Raw genomic sequence first — 18,875 nt, 5'->3', positions numbered from 1 at the left:
GGGCGACATGGGAAGCAAAAAAAGGCGGAAGGCGCCTGTCTCCACTTTTATATTTTCAGGGAGGGATTTTAGGATTCTGTAAATCCTGTAATCCTAACGAAGGTATATTACTTAAAATTATTAAGCCTGTAGATCATTCGGTATACTGGCTTTTTACATTTATAATAGTTTGATTAGAATTTCATAATTCTGTTAAGATAACAAATCAGAGAATGGATTTATTTTTACAAATATATTAGTCTAAATGGTGGAATTGAATATTTGGTTTTTCGGTTTGAGGGATTTTAAAAGACGTTTGACTAGTATTTGGGGATAATGCGATTTTTGACAAACGACCAAAGGCATAAAGAACAGCAATCTTCAGAATATAATGTATAGGTGGGGCACACTGGGATAAAAAAAACACACCATTAATTATGTGAAAATTAATGTCAAAGGAAAACTAACTACCATGAGATTTAAAGCCAAAATGTTATAAGGGAAGTACAGGCAATTCAGGAAAAATGGAGTAGGATAATCTATTTTTATATTGAAACTACAAATGCTAGATGGTCAACGGCCATTGACAAAATGTTAGATTGTATCTTTATTGGGTTTTGAGAGAAGATATTATATTTTAAACATGATAACAGAATTTCAATAATATTGATTAATAGCCACAAAAAATGCTACATTTAGCTCGCAATAAAAGTTAAGTTCTAGAATGATTTTTAATAGTCACATATACAGACATCTAATTTTTTACTTCTTTTTTACTTTGCAGATATGGGGGCAAGGAGGCTTTAAGGAATTCAATTTTGTTAATTTAAAAGATGGTATTTCCAAGGTAGCCGTACCTAGTATTACCCAAGATAAAGACGGTTTTATATGGATAGGGACCAACGGCGCCGGATTATATAGGTTTGACGGTGCTGATTATCTTTCTTACAAACATATACTTAACGACTCAACATCTTTAATCAGTAATATTATTTATTGTTCCCATTTGGATTATGAAAATAGATTATGGATTGGTACTGAAGATGGGCTTAATTTATATGATAGACAGTATGATAGATTTAAGAAAATCCCAATAAATAGGATAAACAAGATTAAAAATGTTTCTGTTGCCGTTAGTAGCTTGGGTTCGGATAAATCTGGCAATATATTCATCGGAACTTTTGAAAATGGCCTTTATAAATTTAATGTAGACAGTGAGATAATTGAACAAATACCTATCGATGGTGTCAATTCTGAATTAAGTTATATTAATATCAATGGTATTCAGGTAAGCGATAAAGGAAAAGTATATGCAGGCTCCAATATAGGACTTTTGGAATATGATAGTATAACCAACACTTTAAAAAAATGTTTTTATTCCTCTAAACAAGGGATTGTTTCGATAGATGAATCCATTCAGTCATTATTTTTGGATAATTCAAATAATATATGGGTTGGCACACTTGAAAATGGATTATATAGAGCGTCTATTTCAAATAGTGGTAACCAAGAGTCCTTTAGTTTAAATCATTATGAAATCACCAATAAACGAATTTTGTCAATGATTCAAATCCCCGATGGGACGTTGTTAATTGGAACTGAAAATGCTGGGTTGATACATCTAAATCAAAATGGCTCGGTAATTAAAAAATATACATTAGATAAAACAGATAAGGATAGCATAAAATCAAATTCAATTTGGTCTTTATTCGTTGATAAAAACGAAAGAATTTGGATGGGGTATTATAATAGTGGGGTAGCAGTTTATGACAAATTATATGATAAGTTTAATAGTTTGGAAAGCGTACCAGGTAACCCTAATTCCCTACAATTCTCATCTGTTACGGCTATTGAACAAGATGAAAACGGGAATTATTGGATAAGTATGGACGGTGGTGGTATAGATATTTATCACCCCAAAACGAACAAATTTGACCATATTAATAAAGCAAGCGCCAATGGTTATTCAGGGTTGACCAGCTTGGATATTCAAACCCTTTTTATTGATAGCAAGAAAAATATTTGGGCTGGCAGTTGGAATAATGGTTTGTTTTTATTGAAAAACGGTTCTAAAAAGTTTATCAATTATAATTCAGAGAATACACCTAATCTTGATGCCAATAGCATTTTAAGTATTGACGAAGATTCAGATGGAATCATTTGGATAGGGACTTTTCATGGTGGGGTTGTTAGGTATGACCCTGAAAATGAAGAGTTTGTAAATCAATATATGCCACCTTTTCCAAAAAACCAATTAATTGGAAATGCCGTAAGGAAAGTGTTGGTAGATTCCAAGAATAATGTTTGGGTCGGTACTACCGAGGGGGTGTTTAGAATAAATAATGACAGAAAAACTGAATTCCAAGTCGATTTTGTTTCAAATAAAGAAGCAAATGGTAATAGAAATAAAAAAAGTGCAAACCATATATTGTCATTATATGAAAGTTCAGATGGTTCAATTTGGTTTGGTACCAGAGGCTCGGGATTATGTCGTTATACTGAGGAAAGGAAATTTCAATGGTATAATGAATTGTATGAGTTCACAGAGGAAAGTATATCGAATATTATTGAGGATAAAGAGGGGAATTTATGGGTCACTGTGAATTCAGGACTTTCAAAGCTAAATTTAAAAAATAATGAAATAACCAACTTTACATTAAACGATGGACTCTTGTCTAATGAGTTTAACTTTAATGCCGTTTATAGAGATAAGAGAGGATATTTGTATTTCGGGAATTATAAAGGAGTTGATTTTTTTAATCCAGAGGATATCAGTTTAAATAAAATCGTTCCGAAATTATACCTTACTGGGCTTAAGTTGTTTAATCAAGAAGTCTTACCAGCTAAAAAAGGTTCCCCTCTTAAGGAGGTTTTGGCCGAAACCGAAGAAATAGAACTAAACCATAACCAATCTGTTTTTACCATAGAGTATTCAGGAATAAGTTATACCAGACCGGAAAAAAACCAATATGCTTATTATTTGGAAGGTTTAGAAGAATCTTGGAATTATGTTGGAGGGTTAAGAAGTGCAACCTATACGAATTTAGATAAGGGGACTTATGTTTTTAAGTTAAAAGCAGCTAATAATGATGGTGTTTGGAATGATGAACCGTTAGAACTGAAAATAATTGTTTTGCCACCTTGGTGGAAGACCAATTGGGCCCTTCTATTGTACGTTCTGATGTTTTTCGGTGCGTCTTATGTACTGAACCTAGTAGCCCAACGGCGTATCAAAGAAAAAGAATTATTAAGAAATGAAAGAATCCAAAGAATTCAAGAGGATGAATTACATGAGAAGAAAACCCAGTTCTTTACTAATATTTCCCATGAATTTAGAACACCATTAACATTAATGATCAACCCCTTACAGGATATCATTTATGATGAGAAGTTAAAGTTGCCAGAACGGGTAAAGGAAAAACACAATGTTATTTACAAGAACGCTTATAGACTTTATAGGCTCATCAATGAATTGATGGATTTTAGAAAATTAGAGCTAAATAAAATGACGATTAAGGCTCAAGAATTAAACCTTGTTAATTTCACTAAAGAAATCATCAGCTACTTTAAGGAAGAAGCCTCTAAAAGAAATATACATTTAGTTATAGATGCGGATGTGCCAATTATTCCGCTTTGGGCTGACCAAAGTATGTTGGAAAAGATTATTTTCAATATACTCTCCAATGCCATGAAGGTAACACCAGATGGCGGAGCTATAAATATCGATATTTTATCTAAAGATGATTTATGTATCTTGCCATTGGTCGATGAAGCGAAGCCTGTTAAAGTTGTGGAAATTATTATTTCCGATACAGGTCCGGGCTTAGAAAAGAATCAAATCAATAAAATATTCGAGCGATTCTATCAGGTAGAAAACTTGAATAAAACTTACTATGGAGGAACAGGGATAGGTCTTGAGGTAGTTCAAAATTTCGTTCGGTTACATAAAGGGAAAATTGAAGTTGAGAGTGAATTGGGAGAGGGGTCTACCTTTAGGGTTCTGTTGCCAGCCGGCAAAAATCATTTTGTTGAAAATGAAATTTTTTCTGAAGTTACTACTGCGATTCCTTTGAAAGATATGTATGTTTCAGTTACAGGTTCTGAACCTTCTGGAGATGATATTTCATTAGAAGAAAAAGCGCTTAAACCCAATACTGTTTTAATAGTTGAGGATAACATTGAACTTAGGGATTATTTAAAGAATGAACTGAAGAAACATTATGAAGTTCTAGTGGCGAACAACGGTAAAGAAGGTTTGGAAAAAGCTAGAGAGGTGATTCCTGATGCGATTATGACAGATGTTTTGATGCCAGAAATGAATGGTTTTGATTTTTGTAGAATCATTAAAACGGATATTCGCACAAGTCATATCCCTTTATTGATGCTTACTGCTAAAACGAGGATAGAAGACCGAATTGAGGGGATTGGGTATGGTGCGGATGCATACATGGTAAAGCCTTTTGATATGAGGTTGTTAAAACTTCGTTTATCGCAACTAATCACAAGTAGAAAATTAATTTTTGATAAGTATTTTGGAGAAATAAGTGGAACCAAGGATTATGAAAACTCAACATCTATTGATAAAGAGTTTATTGAGAAAGTGTTAAGCTATATTAATGAAAACATGGACGATACTGATTTGAGTGTAGAATCTTTAGCAGTAGAACTAAATCTAAGTAGAAGTCAGCTTTATAGAAAAATTAAAACCCTAACTGGGCAAACAGTTAATGAGTTTTTAAGAAAAATAAGACTACAAAGAGCTAAGAAGTTGCTTGAAAGCGGAAGTGTAACTGTGGGTGAGGTTTGTTGTAAAGTTGGGTTTTCTTCACCTTCCTATTTCACTAAGTGTTTCAAAGCTTATTTTGGGATATTGCCAACAGATATAGAATCTAATACCAAATGACCTCCTCTCGTTTAGATTCCGGTCATAACTTGACAATCCGGACATGGACCTATAAAACATATTATCTGTTCCAAAACGACCCTCCTTTATCAAGCCTGTAATGTATTTCAGAATCCTGTTGGTTCTCTTGTTTTTTCGTTGTTGATTTGGTGCTATGTCAAATTACTTTTTTTAGCGTACACTTAAAATTCTAATTAGGAATTTAAAGTTTTAAGATGTCCCGTTTTTAAGGAAGGTTACGCATTAGTCTTCGATAAACTGTTTGTGTTTTATATATTCTTCATGCATTTTGCATCTTTACTATAACAAATGTAGCGATCCTTGTCTCTTATGTTGCGTTTGGTGTTTAAAAGGTTCTGTTGCAACAATTCTTCTAATACTTGCTTTATAAGTCCTAGTAAAAGCTTTGGTCGCAATTTACATTTGTTAATACATTTTCAGTAATCAATAATGATAGCACCAAAAAAAGCAAAAAATAGAATCTGGATAGAGGTCTTGATTATAATATTTATGTTGTTTTTACTTTCACTTATTTTCGATTACTTATAAAGAATCATCCCTAGTTTTAAAGAACCTTATAAAATGAATTTTAACAGAAATAGAGGAACACAATTTGTGGTTTGTTTGGCAAGCTTTCGTTTGATTTTAGTCATCGCATTGCTATTCTTTTCTTCATGCACAACAAATGAAAAAGAGGTCCCCTCTTACGAATTTAAGTTTCAAGATCCATCATTGAAAATTGAAGAACGTGTCCAGGATTTAATACATCAAATGACGCTTACGGAGAAAGTTTCCCAAATGCGTTATGATGCTCCTGCAATTGACAGGTTGGGGATTCCTGAGTACAATTGGTGGAATGAATGTTTACATGGGGTTGCGAGAGCAGGTGAAGCTACGGTTTTTCCCCAAGGTATTGGTATGGGTGCTACTTGGAACGCACCTCTTCTTTTTGAAATGGGTACAGCTGTTTCTGACGAAGCTAGGGCAAAACACTATAAATTCATTTCTGAAGGTAAAAGGGGTATTTATCAAGGTTTGACATTTTGGACACCGAATATCAATATTTTCAGGGATCCAAGATGGGGACGTGGACAGGAAACTTATGGTGAAGACCCATATTTGATCAGTAGGATGGGTGTTAATTATATAAAGGGACTACAAGGGGACGATTCTAAATTTTTGAAAGTAGTAGCAACGGCAAAACATTTTGCCGTGCATAGCGGACCGGAAAAATCAAGACATGAGGATAATTTCCAAACTTCTGACAAAGATTTGTTTGAAACCTATTTACCTGCGTTTGAAGCTGCCGTAAAAGAAGCCAATGTGCATTCCGTAATGTGTGCTTACAATCGTTTTAGGGATGAAGCTTGTTGTGGTAGTAATTTATTGTTACATAAAATTCTACGTGATGATTGGGGCTTTGATGGGTATGTGGTTTCCGATTGTTGGGCGATTAATGATTTTTGGGAGCCTGGGAAACACGAGCTTGTAAAAACCCCGGAAGAGGCAAGTGCTTTGGCTGTTTCTAGAGGAACGGATTTGAATTGTGGAGATTGTTATGACCCTAATTTGAAAGAGGCAGTCCTTAAGAAAATGGTAGATGAGGATAAAATAGATTTGGCACTCACTAGATTGATGACGGCGCGCTTTAAATTAGGGATGTTCGATCCCGAGAAAGACGTAAAATGGTCAAAAATCCCGTACAGTGTTGTTGCTAGTAAAGGACATTATGATTTGTCAAAGAAAATCGCGAGAGAATCAATGGTTTTGTTGAAAAACCAGAACAATATACTGCCGTTAAACAAAAATGTAAGATCCATTGCCGTAATAGGACCCAACGCAAATTCCAAACCAGCTTTGTTAGGCAATTATAACGGCACACCAAATAATTACAACACACCATTAAAGGCAATTGCCGATAAGTTACCCAGTGCTACTATAAATTATGCATTAGGAAGTGATATAGCCATTGGTTGGCCCATGCTCCATACCATACCATCTTCAGTACTTAGAAATGGTGCAAGTAAAGGGTTGAAAGGCGAATATTTTAAAAATAGAAATTGGGAAGGAACTCCAGAACTCATTAGAAACGATAGCGTAGTTGATTTTATTTGGACGTTGGAAAGACCTTTGGAAAACTTGAATGCAGATGATTTTTCAGCTAAATGGACAGGGCAATTGGTGCCAAATGAAACAGGAAAATATAGAATAGGCCTTAGGGCAGGTAGTGCCGGTAAATTATATTTTGATAATGAATTGAAGTTTGAATTTAGTGACGACCATAGGCCAAAAACCGAATATTTTGATATCGATTTAAAAGAAGGGCAGATCCATGACATCAAAATAGAATATTACAACTATCACGTAGATCCCCAAGCGCAATTTGTGTGGGCCAAAATGGACCAGGATTTATTAACGCCGGCTATTGATGCTGCCAGAAAATCCGAGGTCGTGGTGCTCTGTTTGGGATTGTCCCCAGATATTGAAGGTGAAGAAATGCCCGTTCAATTAGAAGGTTTTGATAAAGGTGACCGATCAGAAATCAAACTTCCTAGAACTCAAATTGAGTTAATGAAAAAAATCCAAGCATTAGGCAAGCCAACTATATTGGTTTTAATGAACGGCAGTGCCTTGGCCGTTAATTGGGCAGCAGACAATGTTCCAGCCATTTTAGAGGCCTGGTATCCTGGGGAATTCGGTGGAAATGCAATTGCAGATGTTTTGTTTGGTGACTATAACCCTGCAGGTAGACTGCCTGTAACTTTTTATAAGTCTGTGAATGATTTGCCAGATTTTAAAAATTACAATATGGAGAACAGAACCTATAAATATTTTAAAGGAGACCCATTGTTTCCTTTTGGCCATGGTCTAAGTTATACGAATTTCACATATTCGAATTTAAATATTCAAGATATGGTAAGTACCGGTAGTGATATTGAAGTGAGTGTTGAGGTTAAAAATACTGGAGCTATTGATGGGGATGAAGTAGTGCAATTGTACATTTCCCATGAAGGTAGGCCAAATGAAGCCATAAGGACTTTGGTGGCTTTTGAAAGAATTCATTTAAAAGCTAACCAAACAAAAAAACTAAAATACTCAATAAGTCCAACACAGTACGCTATAATTAATGCAGATGGTAAGTCTAAATTGGAGGCTGGTGTTTTAGTGATAAGCATAGGAGGAAAACAACCAGGTTTTAAAGGTCTTTCAGATACTAATTCAACAAGTGTTTTGACAAAAAGAATATCATTGAAACAATGATTTAAATTAACTTAATTAATAACTCAAACTATTTAATATGATAAAATTAAAACTATTAGGTATTGCATTCGTAATGTTATGTATGCAAAATGCCTTTTCACAGGTTAAAACGGTCACTGGTTTAGTTACAGATGAGGCAGGTGTTCCGATGCCCGGGGTAAATGTTCTTATAAAAAACACTACAAATGGAACCTCAACAGATTTTGACGGAAAATATGCCATTAACGATGTAAAAGCAAATAGTGTACTTGTTTTTAGTTATTTAGGATTTGCAACTCAAGAAATCCCTTTTATCGGTAAGAATGTAATGAACATTACTTTAATGGAAGATGCATCGAAATTGGATGAAGTAGTATTGATTGGTTACGGTACTTCTAAAAGAAAAGATTTAACGGGGGCTATTGCCTCTGTTTCCGCAGATGAGTTAAAAGATCAGCCTTTTTCTTCTGTTGACCAAGCCTTAACCGGTAAAGCTGCCGGTGTTACGGTTTCTCAAAACTCCGGAGCTCCAGGTGGCGGTGTTTCAATTAAGATTAGAGGTATAACTTCACTTTATGGTAATGAGCCTTTATATGTTATAGATGGTACTCCAATTTTTGCAGATAGAAATAATACATCTTTAGATTTGGGAGCAGCTACAGGAGGTGGTTCTGGCCAAAATGTAAATTCAGCTTTGTCCGGTTTAAATATGTCCGACATTGAATCTATTGATATTTTAAAGGATGCATCGGCCACGGCCATTTATGGGGCAAACGGTTCAAATGGTGTAGTATTGATAACAACAAAAAAAGGTAAAAGAGGTAAAGCTACCATTTCTTTCGATAATTATACGGGTATTCAAAGTGTTGCCAAATACTATGACATGATGGATTTGCAGCAATATGCCCAATATACAAGTGATTTATTGAAATCAGATAATAGGGATGTTCCTTTTATATTTAAAGATCCCAGTTTGTTGGGTAAAGGTACAGATTGGCAAAAGGAAATTTTTAGAAGTGCTCTGGTTACAAATAATCAACTTGCGGTTTCAGGTGAAAAAGACGGAACACGATATTATACGTCCCTAGGCTATTTTAAGCAAGAAGGTGTTATTGTAAATACCGATTTTGAGAGAATTTCGATGCGTTTGAATATAGAGACAAAAGTTAATGATTGGTTTAAGATAGGAAACAATATATCCTTGAGTAATGTTAAGCAACGTATAGTGAAGAACGACGATAGGGGAGGTATCGTTTCTTCGGCTTTACGTTTAAGTCCTTTAGTTCCAGTTAGGTACCCAGACGGCAGTTATGGTGCTCCTGGGGGTGGCGTAAATGGTGCCTCGAACAATTATGAAGCGGTAAACCCAGTAGCCTATTCGGAATATGTTAACAATCTGGATAAAAAATTCAAAATAAACGGGAATTTATTCGCAGAGATTTCATTCTTGAAACATTTGACTTTTAGAAGTGAATTAGGATATGATTTGAATGCTGGGGACGGAAGGGTATTTATTCCAACATATGATAACATAGGTACAGCTGCAAATGAAGTGAACTCCTCGCTTAAACAGCAAGATCAAGGTTATTATTGGACGGCCAAGAACTTTTTAACATACAGCCAGGCCTTGGACAAACATAATATAAATGTAGTTTTAGGTCAGGAAAGGCAAAAAAGTAATTTTGAGTATTTAAGAGGTTCTAGAAGGGATTTAGAAGGGAATAATGAATTTGATAATTTGGTATTGGGTTTAAAATCGACCTCAGAGGTAGATAACCAAAGCTACGCGTGGGCCATGCAATCGTACATTGCAAGAGCCAACTACAACTATGATAGTAAATATTATTTAACTGCTTCTATGAGGGCTGATGCGTCTTCAAATTTTGGACCAAATAATAAATGGGGTTATTTTCCAGCAATTTCAGGAGCATGGACCATTTCAAATGAAAATTTTATGAAATCTTCATCAGGTCCCATAAATTATTTGAAATTACGAGCTGGGTATGGAGAAGTAGGTAACCAGAACATTCCTAGCTTTTTATACCAAACACAATTTGCTGCAGTTCCTTCATCAAGTGGACTATCCTATGTTTACACTGTAGATGGCAACCCAGATATTAAATGGGAAACTTTGAAATCAACGAATATTGGTTTGGAAATCGGTTTGTTGGATAATGCCATTAGATTGGATCTAGACTTATATCAAAAGAAATCCTCAGATTTATTAATTCAAAGACCAGCTGATGATAGAACAGCAGGAAGGGTTCTGCCATATGAGAATGTAGGTGAAATGCTCAATAGGGGTATTGATATAAAATTGAACACAAGAAATTACGAAACAGATGATTTTTCATGGAATTCCACTTTCATATTTTCAACATACACCAACGAATTGACCAAATTCTATGATGGTACAAAACCATTGACAGCCAATATTCCACAGTCAGATGGCGAATTATTGTATAGCTATGTTGAAGAAGGAAAATCATTAGGTCAAATTTACGGTTATGTTACAGATGGTATTTTCAGGACCCAACAAGAAGTTGATGAAAGCGCCGTTCAAGTTCCAGGTAAAACTAGTGTAGGTGATATTAAATTCAAAGATTTAAATAACGATGGTGAAATTACACTTGACGACAGAACGTATATAGGATCGGCTCTTCCAAAATTCACTTTTAGCGTAAACAACAACATTACTTATAAGGATTTTGACTTAAGTGTTGTGGTTAATGGATCTTATGGTAACAAAATATATAATCAAAATAGGTTTTATACAGAAGCATTGCGTTTCTTGGGAGAAAATCAATCCACTGATGCCCTAGATCATTTTGTCGTAAATTATTTACCGGATGGTGTTACTTTGGATGATGCTGCGAATATTGCCCAAAACACCGATATCCCAAGAATTGATTTAGCGAACGGTAATTCAAACACACGTGTTTCGGATCGCTTTGTAGAGGACGGGTCCTACATTAGAATCCAAAACATTACTATGGGTTATAACTTAAGTCCTGAGTTTTTAAGTAAAACTAACCTCTTTACGAAAGCTAGACTTTACCTTTCAGGACAGAATTTATTCACTTTCACCAAGTATTCCGGTCTAGATCCGGAAATTGGAAGCAGAAATTCGGATATAAGGTTTGCAGGTTTAGACGTGGGTAGATACCCATTGGCAAAAACAATAACCTTAGGTGTTAATCTAACATTTTAATAAAGTTAAAATTGATTATTATGAAAAAACAAATAAAAAAGGCATTGATGCTATTGACCGTGATTCTTGTCATGGTATCATGTTCAGATGACTTTACCGAGCTTAGATCTGAGAATTCATTATGCGTAGACTGTTTACCTCCGGGAGCTTCCCCATATGAAGGAATTCAAAACGGCCTATATACAAAAGGATGGTTTGATTATAATTTTAAGGGTATGATAACCCAAGGAGACACCTATGCAGGCAATGTATGGGCCAACGATGGTGAATTCAGACCATTCGCAGAAGCATCAGTATTGAATGATAATGCCGTTCTTAATAGTAATTGGACAGCGTTGTTTTCAGTAGTGAACCAATCTAATTCCTTAATGCAGGATTTAATCAGGGATAAAGATAATATCCCCGAGGATGCTTATGACCAAGGTATTGGGGTGTCTAAGTTCATGAGGGCCACCGCCTATTATTATTTAGTCAGAATTTGGGGCCCCGTTCCGATTTTTGACGAAAACTCCGATGGGATAAATTCCAAGAGGAATTTAGAGTCCGATGTTTATAAATTCATCGAGATGGATTTGGCAGATGCCGCAGAAAAATTGACGACCGAACCAAAAACGGGAAGAATTGGGAAATACTCTGCCATGGGTATGTTGGCAAAAGTGAAATTAAATTTAAAAAAATATGATGAGGCTGCAGATTTATGTAGAGGGGTCATTCAAAGTGGCAAGTTCGATTTGCTTGAAGATTACGGAAATTTGTTCAACAACCCAAACTATAACAATAGCATCGAGAGTTTATTCTCTTTACAATGGACGGTAAATTGTAATGAATGGGGCACTCAAAATACCGAACAAGCCTTTATAGTACCATCGGGTTCCGGTATAACCGGAGGTGGAGATGGATGGGGGTCTTATATGCCTACCATTGATTTGCCAGGATTGTATGAAGATGGAGATAAGAGAAGAAAACCATCCATAATGATAGAAGGCGATGTATATCCTGAACTATTAAGCAAAAAAGGCGGTTATACGTTCAACAAACTTCCTTCACAGACAGCATTGAACTTTAGAAAATATATTGTGGGTTCGGCAGATGATGGATATAATGTTTGTTTTATGCGAACAGATCAAAACACTAATATGTTAAGATATGCAGATGTTCTATTGATGATGGCCGAAGCCAAATTAGGGGCCAATGCATCTACCTCTGACAGTGAAGCGCTATCTGCTTTTAATAGGGTGCGTTCACGTGCCGGTTTAAGTTCGGTAAGTACTATAACCCAAGCGAGTTTATTTAAAGAAAGAAGAATAGAATTTTTGTTGGAAGGGCAATATTATTTTGATCTACAACGTAGAAATAGAGCGGATGCATTGGCAGAAATTGCGGCCCAAGAAAGAGGTTTCTACGGTGACGATGCCAGAACCGAGTTGGTTTCCATTAAAATAACACCAACAGATGATTTCTTCACTATGCCGCTACCATCCGGTGCCATAAGTATCAATGAGAATTTGACAGCTGAACCGGTTCCTTTTAATTTTTAAACTACAATTATGAAAAATTTGATAAAAATATATTTAGTTTCGGCAGTTTTTGCCCTTACGTTATTTTCATGTTCAGAAGATGAGGTCGAAATGCCGACAATAGCTACTTTTTCTTCACAGTCAAGCCCAAATGCATCAGGTACACCTGGTGAGTTGCTTAAGATTGAAGGAACAAATTTAACTGGTTTGGAAAAAATTATTCTGGACAATACATTGGAGGTGTCTTTTAATCCGAATTTAAATTCTGATAATGCGATCTTTTTCAATATACCTAATTATGATTTTGAAAACCCATATAATTTTGGGGTTCAACCAATAAAGTTCATCACGGCAAATGGGGAAATTGATTCTCAAATTAACATTATACAACCTACACCTGTTTTTGGGAACTTAAGTATACCCAATCCTAAACTTGGCGAAAAGGTAACTATAAAAGGAAGTTGGTTTATAGGTATTCAATCAGTGACTTTCGGAGGGGAACCCATAGAGTATAATTTGGTTTCGGATCAAGAAATGTACTTTATAGTGCCTACTGATGCAACCAAAGGGCAACATGTTGTTATTACGACCGATGCGGGAAGTACTGCAATCGTGGAGCCGGGTCCTGGTATCGGAAACACTACATTCGTTGATATCAATTTTGGATTTGTAGATTACTTGTTTGAAGATTTTGATGGTAATGGTTTGTACACTAGTACTTGGGGATTTTATGGTGATGCAGGTGATTTGTCTGTGACCGCTGAAGGTGAAACCGGTAATTGTGCCCAATATGATTATAATGGAGCAACAGCAAATGGGTATAATGGTTGCCAAAATAATGAGGCTGGCGCATTTTTACCCAGTTCCGCTACTGACGCATCTAAAGCCACCTTCAAAATGATGGTAAATGCCGTTGCAGGTACGTCTTTTGATGTAATTCTAGATAATTGGGCGTATAATTTTACCCTTGAAACAAGTGGATGGCAAGAAGTTACAGCTAGATTAGATCAATTTGGATCTGGTTATAACCCTGGTAATGCTGCCACGGATACAGAAAAAATCGATCCGTCCGGTGTATTACAGGTTAAGGTCTCTTTACCTAATAATGGTACTGTTTCAAGTGTGAAATTTGATGACATTAAATTCAGGGTAGAAGAGTAACCCAATTTATAGAGTAGAATAAAAGGTTACTAAATAAAAAATAGTAACCTTTTTTTAAATAAAAAATGATTATGAATAACACAAAGATACTTGGAGTCGCCATTTTTATGGCGTTTGCATTACTGTTGAGTTGCAGTAAAGATGAAGATAACCCTTCTCCTGAACCGGGAGTCGTTTTAGCAACCCCGTTTGCCTCTAATGCAAGTAATATTGGCAATACATCTTTTGATGCAAATTGGGTTTTGGTACCTGAAGCGGAAAGCTATTTGATCGATGTTTCAACATCTAACAGTTTTTCAACTTTCATTACGGGGTATAATGCTCTGGAAAAGAGTGGAAGTACAGCTGAAATTACTGGACTTTCACCTGGTATAACCTATTTTTACAGGGTACGGGCAAAAAAAGGCACGGAAATTACCAATAATTCAAATGTTATAACAGTTACAACAACAGGGGTCGCCCCTGAAGAATCTGAAGACCCTACTTTTCTTAAGGTTAAAGCAAATGCTTTGGAAAATCCTTTTTTTGTTGGTGTAGCGGTTAAATCGAATCAATTAACGGAGGGGAGTGCTTATGATGTGGTGCTCAAAAATGAATTTAGCAGCATTACGGCTGAGTATGAAATGAAAATGAACCCTATTTCCACAGGGAGTGGGTCTTATAATTGGGACGCTGCCGATAAAATAGTTAATTACGGAAATGACAACGGAATAAATGTTCATGGTCATGCTTTAGTGTGGCATAATGCCGTCCCCGATTGGTTATCTAATTTTTCGGGTACGGATGCTGAGTTCGCATTGGAAGTAAAAAAATACATCACCGACGTGGTTACCCGTTATGCGGGAAAAGTAAGTTCTTGGGATGTAGTAAATGAGGCCGTTGATGACAATGGTAATATGAGGAATACTATTTTTCTCCAAAAAATGGGTCCTGATTACATTAAAGATTGCTACCAATGGGCGAGAGATGCTGCAATTGCAGCCGGTGATACTGACTTGTTATTGTTCTATAATGATTATGCCACTTCAACCAATATACCCAAACAGGATAAAATGTTCAACATCGTAGATGATTTAAAGACAAGTAATCTTATTGATGGTGTTGGTTTTCAGATGCATAATACGTATTTAAGTCCTACTAAAGAACAAATAGAGACAGACATTAATAGAGCTGTTGCCTTAGGCTTGAAAGTACATATTTCCGAGTTGGATATTCAAGTGAACCAAAATAATGATATCACTTACCTAACAGCGGAAAGGGCATTGGCTCAAAAGGAAAAGTTTAAAGAAATAGTTAAAATATATAACGCGCTTCCTGAGGCAAATAAATATGCTTTGACAGTGTGGGGTTTTAAAGATAATGAATCTTGGATACCTTATAGTACCGATCTTAATCATCCGGGAAATGACTGGCCGTTATTATATAATGATAAATTTGAGATTAAAAGCGCTCATACAGGATTTTTAGAGGGGTTAGAATAAGTTTTGTTAGTTTTGGAGAATCGTCTGAAAAGAAATTTTCAGGCGATTTTTTATGCGTCATGGTTTTTTAAAGCATTAGTTATGTCGGTTTAAATGAATTATACCTAAAACACTACGTTCTTGTACTGGTTTACATTTTCTATACATGATAACGCGGGTTGTAGGTTTTTGGGATTATTTCCATTACACAATGTGTTTGCATTACTTAAATCATTTTTTAGAAAAAAATCAACCTTGTTTTCCCATTCACGAAAAAAATGTGTAGAACATTTACTTTAGCCCAATACTGAATTACAAGGGTGAAAAATAGATTGGAGTATTGGGATTCTTTGTTTTTAGAGAAAAAAGCGATTAAAAAAAGTGGGACTGTATAATTTTTAAATTGTCTGATTATTTCCTGGATTCAAAAAAGAACGGCTTTTAAAGTCAAAGAATAAAAAATCCCAGGTTAATGATCAACCCGGGATATTAAAACTACAACGTATAGTAATGGTTTATTGCTTTTTAAGCAGTACTTTCTAGTGTTTATTTGTAATTACTTTATGTTTATTTTTATGGTTTTAATAATGTTATTGGAGGCGTTACCCACATAAACCACGTAATCCCCTTTTTCTAGATTCCAGTCAGAAATAGATTCGTCATAGAAAGCAAGATCGGAAGCGTCTATACTAACTTCTACAGTCTTAGATGTCCCTTTTTTTAAATTGATTTTTTCAAATCCTTTAAGCTCTTTTAAAGCTCTTTTTACTTTGGATTTTGGTTTGCCTACGTATACTTGGACAACTTCGGCACCATCAAGATTACCGCTATTTGTTACTTGGCAGGTTACTTTGATTTTATCGTTGGGGAGGTATGTTTTTTTATCCGTTTTTACATTGTTGATGTTAAAACTAGTATATGAAAGGCCGTAACCGAAGGCATAAAGAGGTGTAATTTTCTTAGTGTCGTGCCACCTGTAACCGACTAAAATACCTTCCTTATAGTTTTGTTCCTGATCTATCCCGGGATACGATGATACCCCAAAGGAGTGAGCGGCATTATCCTCTAGTTTGGCAGGGAAAGTGAACGGTAGTTTTCCAGAAGGGTTTACATCTCCGCTAATGATATCTGCAATGCCGTAGCCGGCCATACTGCCTAAGTACCATGTTTGTATAAGACCATCTATATTTCTTAACCAAGGCATTTCAACCGCATTTCCGGACATTAAAATGTAACCAACATTTTTGTTTACCTCTAATATATCATTGAGTAATTCGTCTTGGCCAAATGGTAAGTTGAACTGTGTTCTATCGGCACCTTCACAATCTTGAAGGTGGCTTTTGTTCAATCCGCCAAAAAATAAAACGATATCGGCATTTTTAGCAATCTTTACGGCCTCAATCCTAAGGGAATCCGCATTAAGTTTGGAAGGGATTACGGCATCATAGACCGATGGCCCGGTTGCATACCCCATAGAATGTACAATATTTACATTTTCATAACGAGCTTTTAAGCCTTCTAACGGGGAGATTTCAAATTGAGGTTTTAATTCAGAAGACCCTCCACCAGCTGTCATGGATCGGGTTGCATTTTCACCAATTACGGCAATGGTTATGCCTTCTTTGTCCTCAATAGGGAAAAAACTATTTTCATTTTTTAACAAAACGATTCCCTCTTGAGCAACTTTTCTGGCTACGGCGTGATGTTCTTTATTATTGATTTTTCCAAAACCTCTATTGGATTTTAAAGTGGTTCGAAACATTAATCTCAAAATACGCCTTACTTTGTCGTTAAGAACAGTTTCATCAATTTCTCCTGATTTTAATGCTTTTAAAAAAGGTGATGCCAAATAATAATTGTCATAATGATTCAATGAGTTGGTGCCTAAGCCATCTGTTCCTGTCCCCATTTCAAGGTCTAATCCATTCATTGCAGCTTCCATAGTATCGTGCGTAGAACTCCAATCACTGATCACCACTCCATCATAATCCCAGTCACCCTTCAAAATCTTTTTGGTAAGTAATTCGTTATGTGTAGCGTATTGCCCTCTAAATTTATTGTACGCCCCCATTACTGCCCAAACACCGGCTTCTTGTACAGCTGCTTTAAAGGCGGGAAGATAAATTTCGTATAGTGCCCTATCACCAACTTCTACATTGACAGTATTTCTCCAATGTTCTTGATTGTTCAATGCAAAATGTTTTGCACAAGCGGCAACATTATTTTTCTGAACACCCTTAATATATGGAACAACCATTTTTGAAGCCAAAAATGGATCTTCACCCATGTATTCGAAATTTCTTCCGTTTAGTGGGGTTCTGTAAATATTGACTCCAGGTCCGAGTAGAATGTCTTTTTCTCTATATCTCGCTTCTTCCCCTAGGTTATAACCATAATCTCCCGATAGTTTTGGATTAAAAGTTGCGGCTAAACAAGTTAATGCAGGGAAAGCGGTGATTGAGTCATTTGTCCATCCGGCATAGTCCCATGAGTCCCAACTAATTTCGGCCCTTACACCGTGAGGACCATCTGACATCCACAATTCCGGTATCCCTAGCCTCCCTACTCCTTTAGTGCTGAATTTAGATTGTGCGTGACACATATCTACTTTTTCTTTCAGCGTTAGTAATGGTATAATACTATCGATTTTAGACTCAATACTCTTTTCTAAAGTAGAATTGGTTTTTTGCGCAAAAACATCTACTGTTTTTGTAAAAACAAAAAGGATGATTAATACTTTTTTCCAAGTATTGGAATAAGCAATTTTAATATTCATGGTTTTATTTTTTTAGTCTCGTAAAATTACTCCCTACAAGAAAATCATATCTGTATTTTTGATGCGTTAATTAGAACATTTGTTGCAAATCACCCTTTAAAAGCATACCTAAAATGTGATATTCTTTAATTCCGATTTAATTAGAAGGTTGCTCCTTGCTATAGTAAAACCCTTATATGGAAGTTGCCGTTTTTATTGCCAAAAAAGGCTCGTGTTGGGTTGTCTTGATTTTATAAGTTTAGCGTATTTTCATCAAATTAGTACTTAATCGACGTACAGATAAGTTATCTTGAATTTTCAAAAATAGAATGAAGAGTAGCTCATTTATAAATCAATTCATTTTGCACTTAAAGATCGACTGGCAATGTTTTTTTTATAAATGATTGATGTATTATAATGTCTAAATGCTACAGTTTTCTGTCATCCCGAACAGACAAAAAGTTATTTGTGAAAGAAAATTACTTTTTGTGTAAAATAAATCGAAACTTTACTTGCAATATGGGTTTTTGTAGGATTATTTAAATCCTGACATGGTGATTAAAGCCATTGATTGTTAGTGATTCTAATTTTTTTAAAAGGATGTTCATTATTTTATCATATTTAGTTATTATGATAAAATAATGAATAT

7 protein-coding genes are annotated in these 18,875 nt (G+C 35.5%); 6 read left to right on the top strand and 1 reads right to left on the bottom strand.

Annotated features, from left to right (window positions below):
* The first annotated feature begins 703 nt into the window (after positions 1–703).
* The 6 genes from GJ691_RS18950 (at position 704) to GJ691_RS18925 (ending at position 15,492) form a co-directional block, all read left to right on the top strand.
* Positions 704–4,882 (top strand): hybrid sensor histidine kinase/response regulator transcription factor, encoded by a 4,179-nt coding sequence (locus tag GJ691_RS18950; RefSeq protein ID WP_154369850.1) that lies wholly within the window; start codon positions 704–706, stop codon positions 4,880–4,882.
* A gap of 582 nt (positions 4,883–5,464) precedes the next feature.
* Positions 5,465–8,143, top strand: coding sequence for a glycoside hydrolase family 3 protein (locus tag GJ691_RS18945; protein ID WP_154369847.1), 2,679 nt, complete (start codon positions 5,465–5,467; stop codon positions 8,141–8,143).
* 37 nt (positions 8,144–8,180) lie between these two features.
* On the top strand, positions 8,181–11,333 hold the full coding sequence (locus GJ691_RS18940) for a SusC/RagA family TonB-linked outer membrane protein (RefSeq protein WP_154369846.1): 3,153 nt from the start codon (positions 8,181–8,183) through the stop codon (positions 11,331–11,333).
* Between the two features lie 20 nt (positions 11,334–11,353).
* Complete coding sequence (locus GJ691_RS18935; protein ID WP_154369844.1) at positions 11,354–12,871, top strand: RagB/SusD family nutrient uptake outer membrane protein; 1,518 nt, start codon at positions 11,354–11,356, stop codon at positions 12,869–12,871.
* A 9-nt stretch (positions 12,872–12,880) separates the two neighbouring features.
* Positions 12,881–14,011, top strand: a complete 1,131-nt coding sequence (locus tag GJ691_RS18930) for an IPT/TIG domain-containing protein (protein ID WP_154369841.1) — start codon at positions 12,881–12,883, stop codon at positions 14,009–14,011.
* 71 nt (positions 14,012–14,082) lie between these two features.
* On the top strand, positions 14,083–15,492 hold the full coding sequence (locus GJ691_RS18925; RefSeq protein WP_246200228.1) for an endo-1,4-beta-xylanase: 1,410 nt from the start codon (positions 14,083–14,085) through the stop codon (positions 15,490–15,492).
* A gap of 535 nt (positions 15,493–16,027) precedes the next feature.
* Here the strand turns inward: GJ691_RS18925 and GJ691_RS18920 are convergent.
* Complete coding sequence (locus GJ691_RS18920; RefSeq protein ID WP_154369839.1) at positions 16,028–18,247, bottom strand: beta-glucosidase family protein; 2,220 nt, start codon at positions 18,245–18,247, stop codon at positions 16,028–16,030.
* Positions 18,248–18,875 lie beyond the last annotated feature (628 nt).

This window comes from Maribacter luteus (assembly GCF_009674825.1).
GTDB classification, from domain to species: Bacteria; Bacteroidota; Bacteroidia; order Flavobacteriales; family Flavobacteriaceae; genus Maribacter_A; species Maribacter_A luteus.
The sequence above is the reverse complement of the archived record's forward strand: the minus strand, read 5'-3'. Positions and strand labels throughout refer to the sequence as shown.